Origin of the sequence: Sphingomonas jatrophae (assembly GCF_900113315.1) — a bacterium.
In the GTDB taxonomy this organism is placed as follows: Bacteria; Pseudomonadota; Alphaproteobacteria; order Sphingomonadales; family Sphingomonadaceae; genus Sphingomonas_P; species Sphingomonas_P jatrophae.
Window position 1 is genome coordinate 259,955 of record NZ_FOZG01000001.1, and the last position, 14,732, is coordinate 274,686.

The 14,732-nt window shown below is 69.1% G+C and carries 16 protein-coding genes; 12 read left to right on the top strand and 4 right to left on the bottom strand.

Annotated features, from left to right (window positions below; translation table 11 throughout):
• Nucleotides 1-2: 2 nt before the first annotated feature.
• Nucleotides 3-1,769 carry an ABC transporter transmembrane domain-containing protein gene (locus BM360_RS01075; RefSeq protein ID WP_093309505.1) on the bottom strand — a complete coding sequence of 589 codons (1,767 nt, stop codon included), beginning with the start codon at nucleotides 1,767-1,769 and terminating at the stop codon, nucleotides 3-5.
• Nucleotides 1,770-1,957: 188 nt separating this feature from the next.
• Here BM360_RS01075 and BM360_RS01080 point away from each other — a divergent pair, with 188 nt between their 5' ends.
• Both BM360_RS01080 and BM360_RS01085 read left to right on the top strand, forming a co-directional pair.
• Complete coding sequence (locus BM360_RS01080; protein WP_093309507.1) at nucleotides 1,958-3,181, top strand: polyhydroxyalkanoate depolymerase; 1,224 nt, start codon at nucleotides 1,958-1,960, stop codon at nucleotides 3,179-3,181.
• Entirely contained in the window at nucleotides 3,168-4,718 is a 1,551-nt protein-coding gene (locus BM360_RS01085; RefSeq protein WP_093309509.1) for a hypothetical protein, read from the top strand. Before BM360_RS01080 ends, BM360_RS01085 begins: the two co-directional genes overlap by 14 nt.
• A 76-nt stretch (nucleotides 4,719-4,794) precedes the next feature.
• Here BM360_RS01085 and BM360_RS01090 read toward each other — a convergent pair whose 3' ends face one another.
• Entirely contained in the window at nucleotides 4,795-5,277 is a 483-nt protein-coding gene (locus BM360_RS01090; RefSeq protein ID WP_093309511.1) for a pyridoxamine 5'-phosphate oxidase family protein, read from the bottom strand.
• 97 nt (nucleotides 5,278-5,374) lie between these two features.
• On the opposite strand from BM360_RS01090, the gene BM360_RS01095 reads away from it, so the two are divergent.
• Entirely contained in the window at nucleotides 5,375-6,538 is a 1,164-nt protein-coding gene (locus BM360_RS01095) for a deoxyguanosinetriphosphate triphosphohydrolase (protein ID WP_093313546.1), read from the top strand.
• Between the two features lie 7 nt (nucleotides 6,539-6,545).
• Here BM360_RS01095 and BM360_RS01100 read toward each other — a convergent pair whose 3' ends face one another.
• The gene (locus tag BM360_RS01100) at nucleotides 6,546-7,511 is read right to left on the bottom strand and encodes a TIGR03557 family F420-dependent LLM class oxidoreductase (RefSeq protein ID WP_093309513.1); all 966 of its coding nucleotides are present in this window, start codon (nucleotides 7,509-7,511) and stop codon (nucleotides 6,546-6,548) included.
• Between the two features lie 148 nt (nucleotides 7,512-7,659).
• On the opposite strand from BM360_RS01100, the gene argS reads away from it, so the two are divergent.
• The 8 genes from argS to tatC all read left to right on the top strand — a co-directional run bounded on the left by argS (nucleotide 7,660) and on the right by tatC (nucleotide 13,999).
• Nucleotides 7,660-9,387, top strand: a complete 1,728-nt coding sequence (gene argS, locus BM360_RS01105) for an arginine--tRNA ligase (protein ID WP_093309515.1) — start codon at nucleotides 7,660-7,662, stop codon at nucleotides 9,385-9,387.
• Entirely contained in the window at nucleotides 9,387-10,157 is a 771-nt protein-coding gene (locus BM360_RS01110) for an SPOR domain-containing protein (protein WP_093309517.1), read from the top strand. The genes argS and BM360_RS01110 overlap by 1 nt, the downstream gene beginning before the upstream one ends.
• Before the next feature lie 68 nt (nucleotides 10,158-10,225).
• Nucleotides 10,226-11,230 (top strand): beta-N-acetylhexosaminidase, encoded by a 1,005-nt coding sequence (gene nagZ, locus BM360_RS01115; RefSeq protein WP_093309518.1) that lies wholly within the window; start codon nucleotides 10,226-10,228, stop codon nucleotides 11,228-11,230.
• Between the two features lie 28 nt (nucleotides 11,231-11,258).
• A complete protein-coding gene (locus BM360_RS01120; protein ID WP_423228876.1) occupies nucleotides 11,259-11,993 on the top strand; it encodes a segregation and condensation protein A in 735 nt (244 codons plus the stop codon).
• Nucleotides 11,990-12,556, top strand: a complete 567-nt coding sequence (scpB, locus tag BM360_RS01125) for an SMC-Scp complex subunit ScpB (protein ID WP_093309522.1) — start codon at nucleotides 11,990-11,992, stop codon at nucleotides 12,554-12,556. Before BM360_RS01120 ends, scpB begins: the two co-directional genes overlap by 4 nt.
• A 29-nt stretch (nucleotides 12,557-12,585) precedes the next feature.
• Nucleotides 12,586-12,837 carry a twin-arginine translocase TatA/TatE family subunit gene (locus BM360_RS01130; protein WP_093309524.1) on the top strand — a complete coding sequence of 84 codons (252 nt, stop codon included), beginning with the start codon at nucleotides 12,586-12,588 and terminating at the stop codon, nucleotides 12,835-12,837.
• 26 nt (nucleotides 12,838-12,863) lie between these two features.
• On the top strand, nucleotides 12,864-13,238 hold the full coding sequence (tatB, locus tag BM360_RS20090) for a Sec-independent protein translocase protein TatB (protein WP_093309526.1): 375 nt from the start codon (nucleotides 12,864-12,866) through the stop codon (nucleotides 13,236-13,238).
• On the top strand, nucleotides 13,235-13,999 hold the full coding sequence (gene tatC / locus BM360_RS01140; RefSeq protein WP_093309528.1) for a twin-arginine translocase subunit TatC: 765 nt from the start codon (nucleotides 13,235-13,237) through the stop codon (nucleotides 13,997-13,999). The genes tatB and tatC overlap by 4 nt, the downstream gene beginning before the upstream one ends.
• A 60-nt stretch (nucleotides 14,000-14,059) precedes the next feature.
• On the opposite strand, the gene BM360_RS01145 is transcribed toward tatC, so the two are convergent.
• Complete coding sequence (locus tag BM360_RS01145) at nucleotides 14,060-14,188, bottom strand: entericidin A/B family lipoprotein (protein ID WP_093313548.1); 129 nt, start codon at nucleotides 14,186-14,188, stop codon at nucleotides 14,060-14,062.
• Between the two features lie 24 nt (nucleotides 14,189-14,212).
• On the opposite strand from BM360_RS01145, the gene BM360_RS19250 reads away from it, so the two are divergent.
• Complete coding sequence (locus BM360_RS19250; RefSeq protein WP_131819145.1) at nucleotides 14,213-14,722, top strand: hypothetical protein; 510 nt, start codon at nucleotides 14,213-14,215, stop codon at nucleotides 14,720-14,722.
• Nucleotides 14,723-14,732: the final 10 nt, after the last annotated feature.

Here is a 14,732-nt window from a genome sequence, read left to right on the forward strand (position 1 = left end):
GATCAAGCCGCCTCGTCGAACTGCAGCCGCGCCAGCCGCGCATAAAGGCCGCCGGCCGCGACCAGATCGGCGTGGCGCCCCTGCTCGACGATCCGACCGCCATCCATCACGATGATCCGGTCCGCCGCGCGGACCGTAGCGAGGCGGTGGGCGATGACGATGGTGGTCCGCGTCTGCATCAAACGCGCCAGTGCATCCTGCACCAGTCGCTCGCTCTCCGCATCCAGCGCGCTTGTCGCCTCGTCCAGCAGCAGCAAAGGCGCGTCACGCAGCAGCGCGCGGGCGATGGCGACACGCTGCCGCTGACCTCCGGACAGACGCGCGCCGCCCTCGCCCAGATAGGTGTCGAGCCCCTCCGGCAGCGCACGCAGGAAGTCGGCCGCGTTCGCCGCCTCCGCCGCCGCCCATAAGGCCGCATCGTCCGCCTCCCAGCGGCCGTAGCGCAGATTGTCTCGGGCGGAGGCGGCGAAGATCACCGTCTCCTGCGGCACCAGTGCGATGCGCGCGCGGATCGCCGCGGGATCGGCCAGTGGCAGCGCCACGCCGTCCAGCCGCACGGCGCCGCCCTCCGGATCGTAGAATCGCTCGGCCAGCTGGAACAGGGTGGACTTGCCCGCACCCGAAGGGCCGACCACCGCCACCGTCTCACCGGGCGCGACGCTCAGGCTGAAATCCTCCAGCGCCAGCGTGTCGGGGCGCGTCGGATAGCGGAAGCGCACAGTCTCGAACGCGATGGCGCCCGTGGCGGGTAGCGGCAGCGCGACCGGGGAGGCTGGCGCAGCGATCTCGGGCTCCTCGGCCAGCAGCTCGGCCAGCCGGCCGGCGGCACCCGCACCGCGGATCAGGTCGCCCCACACTTCGGCCAGCGCGCCGAATGCGCCCGCCACGATCACGCCCGTCAGCATGAAGGCGCCGAGCGTGCCGCCCGACATCCGCCCCGCCGCGACATCGCGCGCGCCCTCCCACATCACCAATGTGATCGACCCGAAGATGAGCAGCATGACGACGACCGTCATCGCGCCGCGCAGCAGGATACGCTGGCGGGCGGTCGCGAAGCTGCGCTCCACCGCTTCGGCGAAGCGCGTGCCCTCACGGCCTTCCTGGCCGAAGGCCTGCACGATCCGCATCGCGCCCAGCACCTCGGAGACGAGGCTTCCCAGCTCCGCCACGCGGTCCTGGCTGGACCGCGACAGCTTGCGCAGCCGTCGTCCCATCAACCCGATCGGCAGGATGACCAATGGAATGACCAGCAGCAGGATCGCCGTCAGCTTCGGCGCGCTGGCAAACAGATAGCCGATGCCGCCCACCGCCAGCACCGCATTGCGCAGCGCGATCGAAACGGTGGAGCCGACAATCTGTTCGATGATCGCCGTGTCGGAGGTGATGCGCGACGCGATCTCCGACGGGCGATTCTCCTCGAAGAAGCGCGGCGCCAGCCGCAGCAGGTTCGCCTGTACCGCGGCGCGAATGTCCGCCACCACCCGCTCACCCAGCCAGGACACGAAGAAGAAGCGCAGGCCCGATGCGATCGCCAGCACCACGACGATCATCAGCAGGTAGCGGAAATAGGGCGCCATGTCCGTGCCGCCGGCGGCGAAACCCTGGTCGATGATGCGCTGCAATCGCTGCGGCACGGCGAGCGTCGCCAGCGCCGCCACCAGCAGCGAGGCGCAGGCCGCCGCGATATGGCCGGGATAGCGGGCAGCGAAGCGCCATACGAGCGAGAGGCTCGCCAGACGGCGCGGCGGGGCGGGCGGGGTGGCTGGCATGATGCCCGCGCCGCCTAGAACAAAGTCGCGCCCGGCGGAACCACCCGCGGGCTACGCGGCGACGGTCGGGCGCTGCATCGCAGCAACATGTCGCACCCGATCCGCTCACGCGTGCGTTAACATGGGTGACTTGATCGCAATCGCGGTGCATCCACATGGGTCGCACACGCGCTGGATGGGACGCATTTATGCTCTACGACGCTTACGAAATGCAGCGATCGCTCCTCGCGGGGGCGAGCGCGATGGCGTCTTTCGGCGTCAACTGGATGTCCAGCCCGGCCAATCCGATGTCCTATACCCGCATGGGCCCGCTCGTCGCCTCGGGGCTGGACGTGTTCGCCCATGCCGCCGCGCCCCGGGGCAAGCCCGCTTTCGGCTTCACCTCGACTGTGGTGGACGGCCGCGAGGTCGCGGTGACGGAGGAGGTCGTCCTGAAGCTGCCGTTCGGCCAGCTCAAGCACTTCCGCCGCGAGGGTGTGGAAGGCGGCGCCAAGCTGCTGATCGTCGCCCCCATGTCCGGCCACTTCGCAACGCTGCTGCGCGGCACGGTGGAGCGTATGCTGCCCCGCCACGACGTCTACATCACGGATTGGCGCGATGCGAAGCTGGTGCCGCTGTCGGACGGGCTGTTCACGCTCGACGATTATGTCGATTACCTGATCGAGTTCCTCCACCACATCGGGCCCGACACGCACATGCTGGCGGTCTGCCAGCCGTCCGTGCCCGCCTATGCCGCCGCCGCGCTGATGAGTGCGGACAAGGATCCCTGCCGCCCCGCCACGCTGACGATGATGGGCGGCCCGATCGACACGCGCGAGGCGCCGACGACGGTCAACACCGTGGCGACGCAGCGACCGTTCGCGTGGTTCGAGCACAATGTCATTGCGACGGTGCCCTTCTACTATCCGGGCGGTGGCCGGCGGGTTTATCCGGGCTTCCTGCAGCTGTCGGGCTTCATGGCGATGAACCTCGGCAACCATCTGGTCAGCCACTGGAGCATGTTCCGCCACCTCGTTTCGGGCGATGAGGAGAGCGCGGCGGGCACCAAGGCGTTCTACGACGAATATCGCGCCGTCGCGGATATGGACGCGGCCTTCTATCTCCAGACGATCGACGTCGTGTTCCAGCGTCACCTGCTGCCCAAGGGCGAGATGATGCATCGCGGGCGCCGCGTCGATCCGGCGGCGATCACCGATGTCGGCCTGCTCGCCATCGAGGGGGAGCGCGATGACATCTCCGGTCTCGGCCAGACCAAGGCGGCGCTGACGCTCGCCACCGCGCTGCCGGAGGAGCACCGCAAATATTATATGGCGGAAGGCGTCGGCCATTATGGCATCTTCAACGGCCGTCGCTGGCGCGAAGTGATCGCGCCGGTTGTCGAGGATTGGATCGCCGCGCATGCGTCACGTTAAGGCGCTGCTGATCGCGGGCGCCGCGCTGGCGCCGACGTTTGCCGCCGCGGTCCCGATCCGCTCCACGCCCAGTCTGCCGATCCCCGCGCCTGCCGCGGGCGACATGCGGGCGACGCTGCGGTCCGCGCTGGAACGGGCACAGGCGGGCGACTGCGCCGGTGCGCTCGGCCTGCTCGATCCGCTGGTCGCGGGCTTACAGCCGGGACCGGATCGCACCGGTGTGCAGCTGCTCAGGCTGCCCTGCCTTGCCGCGGCCGGTCGGGCGTCCGACGCGCAGGCGGCGCAGACGGAGCTTGCCGCCGCGGTGCCCGACAATGCGCTGGTACGCAGCTACGGCGTCATGCTGGCCGCGGTCGGCGGGCGCTTCGCCGAGGCCGCGCAGAAGCTTGAGGCCATTGCCACCGAACAGCCCAAGGCGCTCGAGCTGGTCAGCGGTGCCAGCTGGGGCGGCATCGCGCAGAAGCTGACCGAGGCACGCGAGACGCGGCTGCGCGGTCGTGTCTCCGTCGCGCTCGCCCGCGCGGCGTGGGAACCGGCCGACCGCCCGGACATGAAGGACGGCGTCGCGCAGGATGCGATCCGCACGCTCCTCGCCGACAAGCAGGCCAGCGAGGCGGAGCTGCTGCTTGCCCGCATCGACACGCCCGAGCTGCTTGCCGAGATGGCGACCGAGCGGGCTTATGCGCCGCTCTGGCCGGCGATCGAGGCGCGCATGGGTGCGGCCCAGGGGCAAGTGGTCGATCGCTTCGCCGCTGCAAGGCTCGACGCCTTCGCCCGTGCCGACGATCCGCGTGCACGGCGTGATGCGGTGCGCGCCTTCGTCCTGCTCGGCCGGCTCGATGATGCGATCGAACTCGCGGTGCCGGTGAAGGTCGATACCGGCATGGACGACGACGATATCGCCACCGTGCGCTATCAGGCGCAGGCGATGGCCGCCAAGGGACAGCGGCCCGCCGCCATTGCTCGCTTGGAGGCGTTCGCCGCGCTCGATCTCGCGCAGATGCCACGGGCGGCGTCGGGCCTGATCCAGCTGGCCGAGATGCTGGACGAGGCGGATCGGCCCGCCGATGCGCTCCGCGTTGCGCAGGCGGCGATGACGGGCGGCAAGGCCGCGCTCAGCCCCTGGGGCATGGCCTGGTTGCGCCGGACCGAGGTCTGCGCGCTTTCCGCGCTGAAGCGCCCGGAGGCCGCGGCCAAGGCGGATGCGCTCGCCGCCTCCGCCAAGGAGAATGAGGCGGCGGCCGTCGAAGGGCTGCTCTGCGCGGGGCGGATGGACGATGCCGCGCGGATCGCGGTCGCCACTCTATCCAGCAGCGAAGGCGCCGCGCGCATCGTGGACCAGTTCCAGCCGAGCGGCTCGCTCTGGGCGGCCGCACCGTCGCGACTGCGCTCGCTCTGGGTTCCGCTGCTCGCGCGTGCGGACGTGAAGGCTGCGTTCGACAAGACAGGCCGCATTCTGCCCAAAGCCTATTGGCCCGCCCCGACGCCGCGGCCCATCCCGCGCGCCGGCGGCCAATCCCGCGCGCCCACCGCCTGATCGCGGCGAAGCCCGCACAAAGAAAAACCCCGGGCCGTGCAGGCCCGGGGTCTTGGTTCCCGATAGGTATCCCGCGTTACAGCGAGACGTCCGCCACACGGTCCTGATAATCGGCATTGGGGTTCTTCCCCAGCAACCGCTTGATCGCAGCGCCGATGGTGGATCCGTTCAGCCAGATCTGCGCATGCTCGCCGTCGAGGCGCAGCAGCGTCAGCTTCGGATCATTGCGGCCATGCTCGAACCACGCGGCGATCTGCGGATTCCACAGCCGATCGATCGTGGCGTCGTTATTGTCGATGGTCAGGTTGCCGTGAACGGTCGCGAACACGTCATGGCCCTTGGACGAATAGGCCGCGATCGAGCGGTGCGATTCGGTCAGCGCCTCGACGAGGCCGTTGTCCTTGGTGGTGAAGAAGTAGAGCGGGCCGCCATCCTCTTCCCACACCGCAGTCATCGGCTGGGCATGCCCGTCGCGCGCGCCATCGAGGCCGAGCATGACGAAGGGGCTGGCCTTCAGCTCCTTCCAGAACCGTGCTTCGATCGTGGCGTCGTCTGCCATCTCGGACTCTCCTCTGTTAAGATCGCTTCGGAAGCGCGCGAACCGGCGCTCGGTTCCGCTCGACAGGGTGGAGACGGGCGGGCAAGGCGTGGTCCGCATGAACCCTGCGCCTTTCGCGTCCGATCCGCTGCGCAGTCGCGGTCGCCTGCATGACGAGCCCGGCCGGCCCACCCGGGGCCCGCGCAACCCGTTCCAGCGCGACCGTGACCGCATCATCCACTCGATCGCCTTCCGTCGCCTGCGCGGCAAGACGCAGGTCTTTCTTGCGCCCGATGGCGATCACGTCCGCGTCCGGCTGACACACAGCCTTGAGGTGGCGCAGATCGGCCGCACCATCGCCCGCGCGCTGGGGCTGGACGAGGATTTGACGGAGGCGCTCTGCCTCGCCCACGACATCGGCCACCCGCCGTTCGGCCACGCCGGCGAGGATGCGTTGCAGGCGGCGACCCAGGAGGCAGGCGGGTTCGATCACAACGCGCACACGCTACGCGTCCTCACGCATGTGGAGACGCCCTATCCGCTGTGGCAGGGTCTCAATCTCAGCTGGGAGACGCTGGAAGGCCTCGCCAAGCATAATGGCCCGGTCGCGCAGCCGCCCTGGGCGCTCGCCACGGTCGATGCCGAATGGCCGCTGGCGCTGGCCGAGTGGCCTTCGCTCGAGGCGCAGGTCGCCGCGCTGGCCGACGATATCGCCTATGACAATCACGACATTGACGATGGCCTGCGCGCGGGGCTCATCTCGCTCGATCAGGTACTGGCGCAGCCGTTGGTGGCGGAAGGATGGCGCGCGGTCGAGGCGCGGCTGCCCGGCGTTCCCCGGCCGCGGTTGATCGCCGAGCTTGTGCGCGAGCAGATCGGGCGCATGGTCAACGATCTGCTCGACGAGACGCGTCGCCGGCTGGCGGAGGCGCAGCCAGGATCGGTCGACGAGGTACGGGCCGCGGGACGCCCGCTGGTCGGCTTCTCGCCCGCATTCGCGACCGCCGAGCGCGACTTCAAGCGCTTCATGTATGCCAGTCTCTACCACCACCCGGAGCAGCTTGCCGCCGCCGATCAGGCGCGGGGCATCCTCGCGCGGCTGATCGCCGCCTATCTGGCCGATCCGGCGCTGCTGCCGGAGGAGTGGCGTGCGCGACTGCCCGCGGACGAGCCATGGCGCACCCGCCACATCGCCGATTTCGTCGCGGGGATGACGGATCGCTACGCCATCGCCCGCCACCGCGAGGTCGTTGGCCCGACGGAGCTGCCGCCGGGCGTCTGATTGCGGATCAGCCGAGCTTGGCCAGTGCTGGCTTCAACTCACGCTCGAAGAAGCGGAGGAAGCCCGCCTGCTCGCTGCCGGGGCAGCTCAGCACGATGTGGTTGAACCCGGCATCGATATATTTCTTCACCGCCTCGACATGCTTCTCGACATCCGGCCCCGCGGCGATCGACTCCTTCAGGTCTTCCGGACGGACATGGGCCGTCGCCGCCTCGAAACCCGCGACGGTCGGCAACTCGGAATTGACCGCCCAGCCGAGCGCCGAGAAGCGGAAGCGGTCGTGCGCGATTCGCAGGCCTTCCTCCTCGTCGCTCGCCCACGCGGTCAGCGCCTCGGCATAAGCGGGGAAGGGGCCGCTGCTCGCCTTGGCGAAATCGTCGATCAGCTCCGAATTCGCCTCGGTCGCCATAATGCCGTCGGCCTTCTCGGCGGCCAGCTCTACCGAGCGTGGGCCGCTCACCCCGACGACAATGGGAATGGGCCGATCCGGCAGGTCGTACAGCTCGGCATGGTTGACCACGTAATAGGGGCCGACATGCGTGTGGACGCCGCCCGACCAGAGCGTCCGGAAGATGTCGATCGCCTCGGCCAGCATCTCGTGCCGCTCGGGGATCGCCGGCCAACGCTCGCCCACGACATGTTCGTTGAGCGCCTCGCCCGCGCCAACCGCCAGCGTGAAGCGGTTGTCGGACATCAACGCCACCGTGGCCGCCGCCTGCGCGATGATGGCCGGATGATAGCGGATGATCGGGCAGGTCAGGCCCGTCGCGATGCCGATCGTGGAGGTGGCGTGTGCGATCGCACCCAGCACGCTCCAGGCGAAGGGCGCATGGCCCTGGCTCTCCAGCCAGGGGTGGAAATGGTCGGAGATTGAGAGGAAGTCGAACCCGGCCGCCTCCGCCGCCACCGCATTCTCGACGAGCGCCTTCGGGCCGTGCTCCTCCGTCATCAGCTTATAGCCGAACCGCACCATTGCTGCCTCCATCCGTGGGTTCGGTGGAAATGCCGCACGACGCCGAACGATCCTGACCGATGCGTGTCTCGCCCGCGGTCCGGTCCGCCGCGGAGACGAACCGCGCCGCAGCTTGGATTCGCGCCATTTTTGCCTAAAGCCCGCGGGCATGACGCTCTATCCCCGCTTCGCCGACGCCATCGGCACGATTCTCGACACGCTCGCCGCTGCCGGCTCGATCCCTGGCGGGCTGGATCGCCGCAACGTGACGGTGGAGCCGCCGCGCGATCCCACGCACGGCGATCTCGCCACCAATGCCGCGATGGTGCTCAGCAAGGCGGCGGGCATGAAGCCGCGGGATCTGGCGCAGCTCATCGTGCCGCAGCTGACAGCGCTGGACGACGTGGCGGGCGCGGAGATTGCCGGGCCCGGCTTCATCAACATCCGCCTGACCGACGCGGCATGGGATGCGGAGCTGCGCGCCATCGTCGCGGCGGGTGAAGCCTATGGCCGCTCGTCCATCGGCACGGGACAGACGGTCAACGTCGAATATGTCTCGGCCAATCCGACCGGACCGATGCACATGGGCCATTGCCGCGGCGCAGTGGTTGGGGATGCGCTGGCCAGCCTGCTCGAACATGCCGGTTACCGCGTGATCCGGGAATATTACGTCAACGATGCCGGCGCGCAGGTCGATGTCCTCGCCCGCTCGGCCCACGTCCGCTACCGCGAAGCGCTGGGCGAGGACGTGACGGTGCCCGAGGGCCTCTATCCGGGCGAGTATCTGAAGCCCGTAGGCCAGGCGCTCGCCGCGGAGTTTGGCGACAAATATGTCGGCGCGCCGGAGGGCGAGTGGCTCGTCCTGTTCCGGACCCGTGCGGTCGCCGCGATGATGGACATGATCCGCGCCGATCTTGCTCTGCTCGGCATCCATCACGACGTTTTCGCCTCCGAGGCCAAGGTGCAGCAGGACGGCCGCGTCATCGCCGCGCTCGATCGATTGCGCGGCGAAGGGCTGGTCTACGAAGGCACTCTCGAGCCTCCAAAGGGCGAGCTCCCCGACGACTGGGAGCCGACCGAGATGACCCTGTTCCGCGCGACCGCGTTCGGCGACGACAGCGACCGGCCGGTGCGCAAGGCGGATGGCGGCTTCACCTATTTCGGCAACGATCTCGCCTACCATGCGCAGAAGGCGGAGACGGCGGATGCGCTGATCGACATCTGGGGCGCCGACCATGCCGGCACGGTGAAGCGCATTCAGGCGGCGGTGAAGGCGCTGACCGGCGGCGCCAAGCCGTTCGACATCAAGCTGGTCCAGATGGTCCGCCTGCTGCGCAATGGCGAGCCGGTGAAGATGTCCAAGCGTTCGGGCAATTTCGTGACCCTCGCCGAGGTGGTGGAGGAGGTCGGCAAGGATGTCGTCCGCTTCACCATGCTGACGCGGCGGGCCGATGCGCAAATGGACTTCGACTTCGCCAAGGTGGTCGAGGCGTCGAAGGACAATCCCGTCTTCTACGTCCAATATGCTCATGCGCGCATTCGCTCGCTGCACCGGCGCGCAGGCGAAGCGGGCATTGCGCTGCCGGCCGAGGCCGATCCGACGCTGCTCGATGCGGACGAGCGCGCGCTTGTGAAGCTCGCCGCGCAATTTCCGCGCACGGTGGAGGCGGCTGCCGCGACTCGTGAGCCGCACCGCATCGCTTTCTACCTCCACGATCTCGCCGCCGCCTTCCACGCGCAGTGGAACAAGGGCAATGACGATCCGGAACGCCGGTTTTTGGTGGTTAACGACCCTGAAAGAACTGGCGCGCGACTATATCTGGCGGACGCGATCGGGCAGATCGTGCGCAATGGGCTCGGCATCATGGGGGTTGCCGCAGTCGAGGAGATGGCGTGATGTCGGATATCGGCCGGGGCGTGCAGCCGGGGAACGAGGATCGCCTGCCATGGCTCGAGGCGGTTGACGACGAGGCGGAGCCGCGCGGCCCCGGTGCCGGCCGGCTGGTCGCCGCGGTGATCGTCGCGCTGGCGATCATCGGCCTGGTCGTCGGCGGCATCTTCTGGCTGCGCGATCGACCTGCTGACGGTGCGGACGGCGAACTGATCGCCGCACCCGACGGCGCCTACAAGACCAAGCCCGGCGATGCCGGCGGCATGAAGGTGGAAGGGCAGGGCGACACCAGCTACGCCGCCTCCGAGGGCGCGGATACGGACGGCGCGATTGACCTGACCAAGCTGCCCGAGACGCCGGTCACCGAAGACAGGGCCGTCACGCAGGCGGATGCCGCCGCGGCCAAGCCGCCGACGCCTGCCGCGACTCCGCCGGCTCCCGCCGCAACCGCCAAGATCGCCGCCGCTCCTGCACCCGTGCCCGCCGCGCCCAAGGCAGCTGCGCCTGCACCGGTCGCTGCACCGGCCAAGCCGCAGGCACCGGTCACGGGCGGGACGATCCAGCTCGGGGCGTTCGGCTCCGAGGCGAAGGCGAATGCCGCGTGGAAGACCATGTCCAAGCGCTTCGGCTTCCTCGCCGGCCTGACGCCCACCGTCACGCCCGTCGCAGTCGGCGAGAAGACCTTCTACCGTCTTCGCGTCGCCGCCGGTGCGCAGGCCGGCACGATCTGCGGCAAGCTGACCGTCGCCGGGGAGACGTGCGCGCGGATCGGATAAGCAAGCGGGCGCTCCGGTGAGGAGCGTCCCCTTCCATCCGCCCCTTCGCCTCGCGTAGACCACCCGGCATGACCCCGCTGATCCTCGGCCTTGCCGGACCCGCCCTGACCGACGCCGAGCGCGCCTTCTTCCGCTCGGTCGATCCCGCCGGCTTCATCCTGTTCCGCCGCAACTGCGTCGATCCCGAACAGCTGCGCGCGCTCACGGATGGCTTGCGCGATCTCTCCGGCCGCGCGGACGTGCCGATCCTGATCGATCAGGAAGGTGGCCGCGTCGCCCGCCTGCGCCCGCCGCACTGGCCGGAATTCCCGACCGGCGAGGCCTTCGCCCGCCTCTACGACATCGCGCCCATGTCGGCGATCGAGGCAGCGCGCGCCAATGCCCGTGCGCTCGCCGCCACGCTCGCGGCAATCGGCATCAACGTCGATTGCCTGCCGCTGCTCGACGTGCGCCAGCCTGGCGGCCACGACATCATCGGTGATCGTGCGCTGGGCGATGAGCCGCTCCGCGTCGCCGCGCTCGGCCGAGCTACGCTGGAGGGTCTGCGCGAGGGGGGTGTCGTCGGCGTCGTCAAGCACATGCCCGGCCATGGCCGCGCCACGGCGGACAGCCATCTCGAACTGCCTCTGGTCGATGCCGACGAGGCCGCGCTGGAAACCGATCTCGCTCCCTTTGCGCGCCTGCGCACCGCGCCGATGGGGATGACCGCCCATGTCGTCTACACGGCATGGGACGCGGATCGCTGCGCCAGCCTGTCGCCACGCGTGATCGGTGACGTCATCCGCGGTCGCATCGGCTTCGACGGGCTGCTCATGTCCGACGATCTCGGCATGAACGCGCTGAGCGGCGGCTTCGGCGACCGTGCGGCGGGTGTCCTCGCCGCCGGGTGCGACGTCGCGCTCCACTGCTCGGGCGACATGGCCGAGATGGAGGCGGTCGCGGGCGCGGTGGGGACCATTCCTGCCGACGCACGCCGCCGCCTCGACGCGGCGATGGCGACGATCGCCGCGGCACCCCGTGCCGACTATGCCGAGGCGATCGCCCAGCGCGACGCGCTGCTGGCCCTCGCCTGAGCCGGTCACGCCCGCTACCCTGCGGCCCGTGTCCGATCCCGCGCCAGAAACCCTCACCGTCTCGCTCGATGCGTGGGAGGGGCCGCTCGATCTGCTCCTCGCGCTCGCCCGCGAGCAGAAGGTCGATCTGCGCGAAATCTCGATCCTCCAGCTGGTCGATCAGTATCTCGACTGGCTCCGCTCCGCCGAGAGCCTCAAGCTGGAGGTTGCCGCAGACTGGCTGGTGATGGCGGCATGGCTCGCTTACCTGAAATCGGCCCTGCTGCTGCCCAAGGACCCCGAGGCCGATCCCGATCCGGAGTTGCTTGCGCTCCGCCTCCAACGCCGCCTGCAACAGCTCGACGCCATGCGCGAGGCCGGTGCCCGGCTGATGGCGCGCGACAGGCTCGGCCGCGATGTCTTTCCACGCGGCGCGCCGGAGGGCTTGCGGCTCGTCCGCCGGCCACAATGGCAGGCGAGCCTGTTCGATCTGATCGCAGCCTATGGAGCAGTGCGCGCGCGCTCGGCGCCCGTGCTGCACGTCGTCGCACGGCGGCCGGTGATGACGCTGGACATGGCGCTCGCCCGGCTGGAAGCGATGCTGGGCACCGGCGTCGACAATGCGACGCTGGTCAGCCTGCTGCCGCCCGGCGGCGATCCGGCGTGGCGCCGCTCCGCGCTCGCCTCCAGCTTCGTCGCGATGCTGGAACTGGCGCGGCAGGGCCGCCTCGCCTTCGCGCAGGAGGAGGCGTTCGCCCCCCTGCGCGTCGGCAGCGTCGCATGACCCCCGACGATCCTGCCCGCGCGGTCGAGGCGGCGCTGTTCGCCGCCGAGGCGCCGATGACGGTGGATGCGCTGGCGCAGGCGACCGGTGTTGCCGATGTGTCCGCTGCGCTTGTCCGCATTCAGCACGATTATGCCGACCGCGGCATCACCCTCGTCGAGTTTGGCGGGCGTTGGCGCTTCCAGACCGCAGCGGATCTCGCCCACATCCTGCGTCGCGAGCGGGAGGAGCCGCGCCGCCTGTCCCGCGCAGGCGTCGAGACGCTCGCCATCGTCGCCTATCACGAGCCGGTCAGCCGCGCCGAGATCGAGGCGATCCGCGGCGTGGCAGTGGCGAAAGGCACGCTGGATACGCTGATCGAGGCAGGCTGGGTCCGCCCCGCCGGTCGCCGCGAGGTGCCGGGCCGGCCGCTCACCTACGCGACGACGCCCGGCTTCCTCGATCATTTCGGCCTCGCCAGCCGCCGCGATCTGCCCGGTCTCGACGAACTCCGCGCCGCCGGCCTGCTCGATCCGCTCGATGCGATCACGAGCGAGGTGGAAAGCGGCGGCGATGCGGCCTAGATAGGGCGCAAGCCAAGGAGTGAGACGTCATGGGCCTGTCGCTGCCGCATATCCTGATCTTCGCGGTCGTCGCGATCCTGCTGCTGGGTGGCGGGCGCTTCTCCAGCATGATGGGCGATGTTGCCAAGGGCGTGAAGCAGTTCAAGAAGGGCATGGCGGAGGACGACGACGAGCCTGCGCCCGCCAAGCCGGCCGCGCGCCTGCAGGCGCAGCCGCCGCTCGATCCGCAGGCGGGGGATGCCACGCTGCAGCCGATGAAGGACGATCGGCCGAACGCCTGATCCGCCGACCGCCCGGTTCCTGATCCATGTTCGACGTCGCCCCGACTGAGCTGCTGCTCGTCGCCGTGGTCGCCCTTGTGGTGATCGGGCCGAAGGATCTGCCGAATGCTATGCGCTTCGTCGGCCGCTGGGTCGCGAAGGCGCAGGGTGTCGCGCGCCACTTCCGCTCGGGGATCGACGAGATGGTCCGCCAGGCGGAGCTGGAGGAGATGGAGCGCAAATGGGCCGCGGAGAATGAGCGGATCATGCGCGAGCATCCGGTGGAGCCCGACCCGTCCGTGCGTGAGCCGGTGATGGAGTCACTGCCTGCTCCGGCGCCGCACGTTCAGGAGGCTCCCGCGGGGGCCGTTCCCATCGATGCCGGGCGCGCCGCCGCTGATCCGGCAGAGCCGCGCGCGTGAAGGATATCGACGAGACCCGTGCGCCGCTGCTCGAGCATCTTGTCGAGCTGCGCCGGCGCCTGTTGTGGAGCTTCGCCGCTCTCGCTGGCGCCTTTGGCCTCAGCCTCTATTTTGCCCGGCCGATCTTCGCCTTCCTGGTCCAGCCGCTGATCCGCGCGGGGCAGACGCGGCTGATCTACACCGATATCTTCGAGGCCTTTTTCAACGAGATAAAGGTCTCCTTCTTCGCCGCGATCATGCTCGCTTTCCCGGTGATGGCGACGCAGCTGTGGCGTTTCGTCGCGCCCGGCCTTTATGCGAGCGAGAAGCGCGCTTTCCTGCCGTTCCTGCTGCTCACGCCCGTGCTGTTCCTCAGCGGCGCGGCGCTGGCTTATTACGTTGCCATGCCGATCGCGCTCCACTTCCTGCTCGGCTACGAAGGCAATGTCGGCGGCGTGCACCAGGAAGCGCTGCCGGCGATCGGCAATTATCTCAGCTTCGTGACGAAGTTCCTGTTCGGCTTCGGCGTCGCCTTCCTGCTGCCGGTGCTGCTGATGCTGCTGGAGCGTGCGGGGCTGGTCACGCGCGATCAGCTCAAGAAGGGTCGCCGCTACGCGATAGTCGCGGCCTTCGGCATCGCTGCGGTGCTGACGCCGCCCGACGTCTTCTCGCAGCTGCTGCTCGCAATCCCGCTCGTCATCCTCTACGAATTCGCGCTGATCGCCATCTGGTTCACCGAGCGCCGCCGTGCGCGAGAGCAGGCGCTGACCACCGCATCGTGATAAAAGAAAAGGGCTCCCGCGTCGCCGCGGGAGCCCTTCGATCCGATCAGTCGGGCGGACTTACTTCGCCGCGTCGGAGACCGCCTCACCCGCCGAGGAGACGTCCTTGCCGGCGCCCGCAACGGTGTTGCACGCCGAAACCATCAGCCCGCCGGTGACGAGGGCGAGGGCGAGAAACTTGCGAACCATAGCTGCGCTCCTGATAAGTCCACGGTGTCCAATGACGGACCCGCGCTGCTCAATGTCCTGCAAGCAGAGTTGTTCCGCCAACGCATCGGCTTGATCGGACGGCGATGTGGGGTGCCCCAAAAAGAATTCGGGCCCGGAAACGCCGCCGGGGGGAGGATCGGCGTTTCCGGGCCCGCTGGGTTGGATAGCGAGAGCGGGGGGGCAAAAGGTCACTATCCGAATGTAAGAACACGCAAGCGGGCGGGCGGTTCCGGAGCCGCTTCGCACTTTTTTGCGGGCCTGCTGTTTTTTTTGAGAAGCCCGGCAACCGCCGCCGCCGGTCGCGCGCTCGTCCGGGTGAAAGGAGCCTTCTGCATGGCCAAGCCCCCCGAAAGCCCGTCACACAGCGATCTCACCGGCGTGAACCGTGACGGTCGCGTAAATGCGCCAAAGCGCGAGCCCGATCGCGATGATGCGGAGCGGCTGGCAACCGCCAACCAGGATAATCGCGCCAAGCCGCCAAGCGAAAGCGGCACCGGCGCCAGCGGAGACTGAAGTCCGAAGG

Coding starts and splice junctions, on each gene's coding strand:
- BM360_RS01075 (WP_093309505.1), bottom strand. CDS start 1,769: ATGCCAGCCACCCCGCCCGCCCCGCCGCGCCGTCTGGCGAGCCTCTCG.
- BM360_RS01080 (WP_093309507.1), top strand. CDS start 1,958: ATGCTCTACGACGCTTACGAAATGCAGCGATCGCTCCTCGCGGGGGCG.
- BM360_RS01085 (WP_093309509.1), top strand. CDS start 3,168: ATGCGTCACGTTAAGGCGCTGCTGATCGCGGGCGCCGCGCTGGCGCCG.
- BM360_RS01090 (WP_093309511.1), bottom strand. CDS start 5,277: ATGGCAGACGACGCCACGATCGAAGCACGGTTCTGGAAGGAGCTGAAG.
- BM360_RS01095 (WP_093313546.1), top strand. CDS start 5,375: ATGAACCCTGCGCCTTTCGCGTCCGATCCGCTGCGCAGTCGCGGTCGC.
- BM360_RS01100 (WP_093309513.1), bottom strand. CDS start 7,511: ATGGTGCGGTTCGGCTATAAGCTGATGACGGAGGAGCACGGCCCGAAG.
- argS (WP_093309515.1), top strand. CDS start 7,660: ATGACGCTCTATCCCCGCTTCGCCGACGCCATCGGCACGATTCTCGAC.
- BM360_RS01110 (WP_093309517.1), top strand. CDS start 9,387: ATGTCGGATATCGGCCGGGGCGTGCAGCCGGGGAACGAGGATCGCCTG.
- nagZ (WP_093309518.1), top strand. CDS start 10,226: ATGACCCCGCTGATCCTCGGCCTTGCCGGACCCGCCCTGACCGACGCC.
- scpB (WP_093309522.1), top strand. CDS start 11,990: ATGACCCCCGACGATCCTGCCCGCGCGGTCGAGGCGGCGCTGTTCGCC.
- BM360_RS01130 (WP_093309524.1), top strand. CDS start 12,586: ATGGGCCTGTCGCTGCCGCATATCCTGATCTTCGCGGTCGTCGCGATC.
- tatB (WP_093309526.1), top strand. CDS start 12,864: ATGTTCGACGTCGCCCCGACTGAGCTGCTGCTCGTCGCCGTGGTCGCC.
- BM360_RS01145 (WP_093313548.1), bottom strand. CDS start 14,188: ATGGTTCGCAAGTTTCTCGCCCTCGCCCTCGTCACCGGCGGGCTGATG.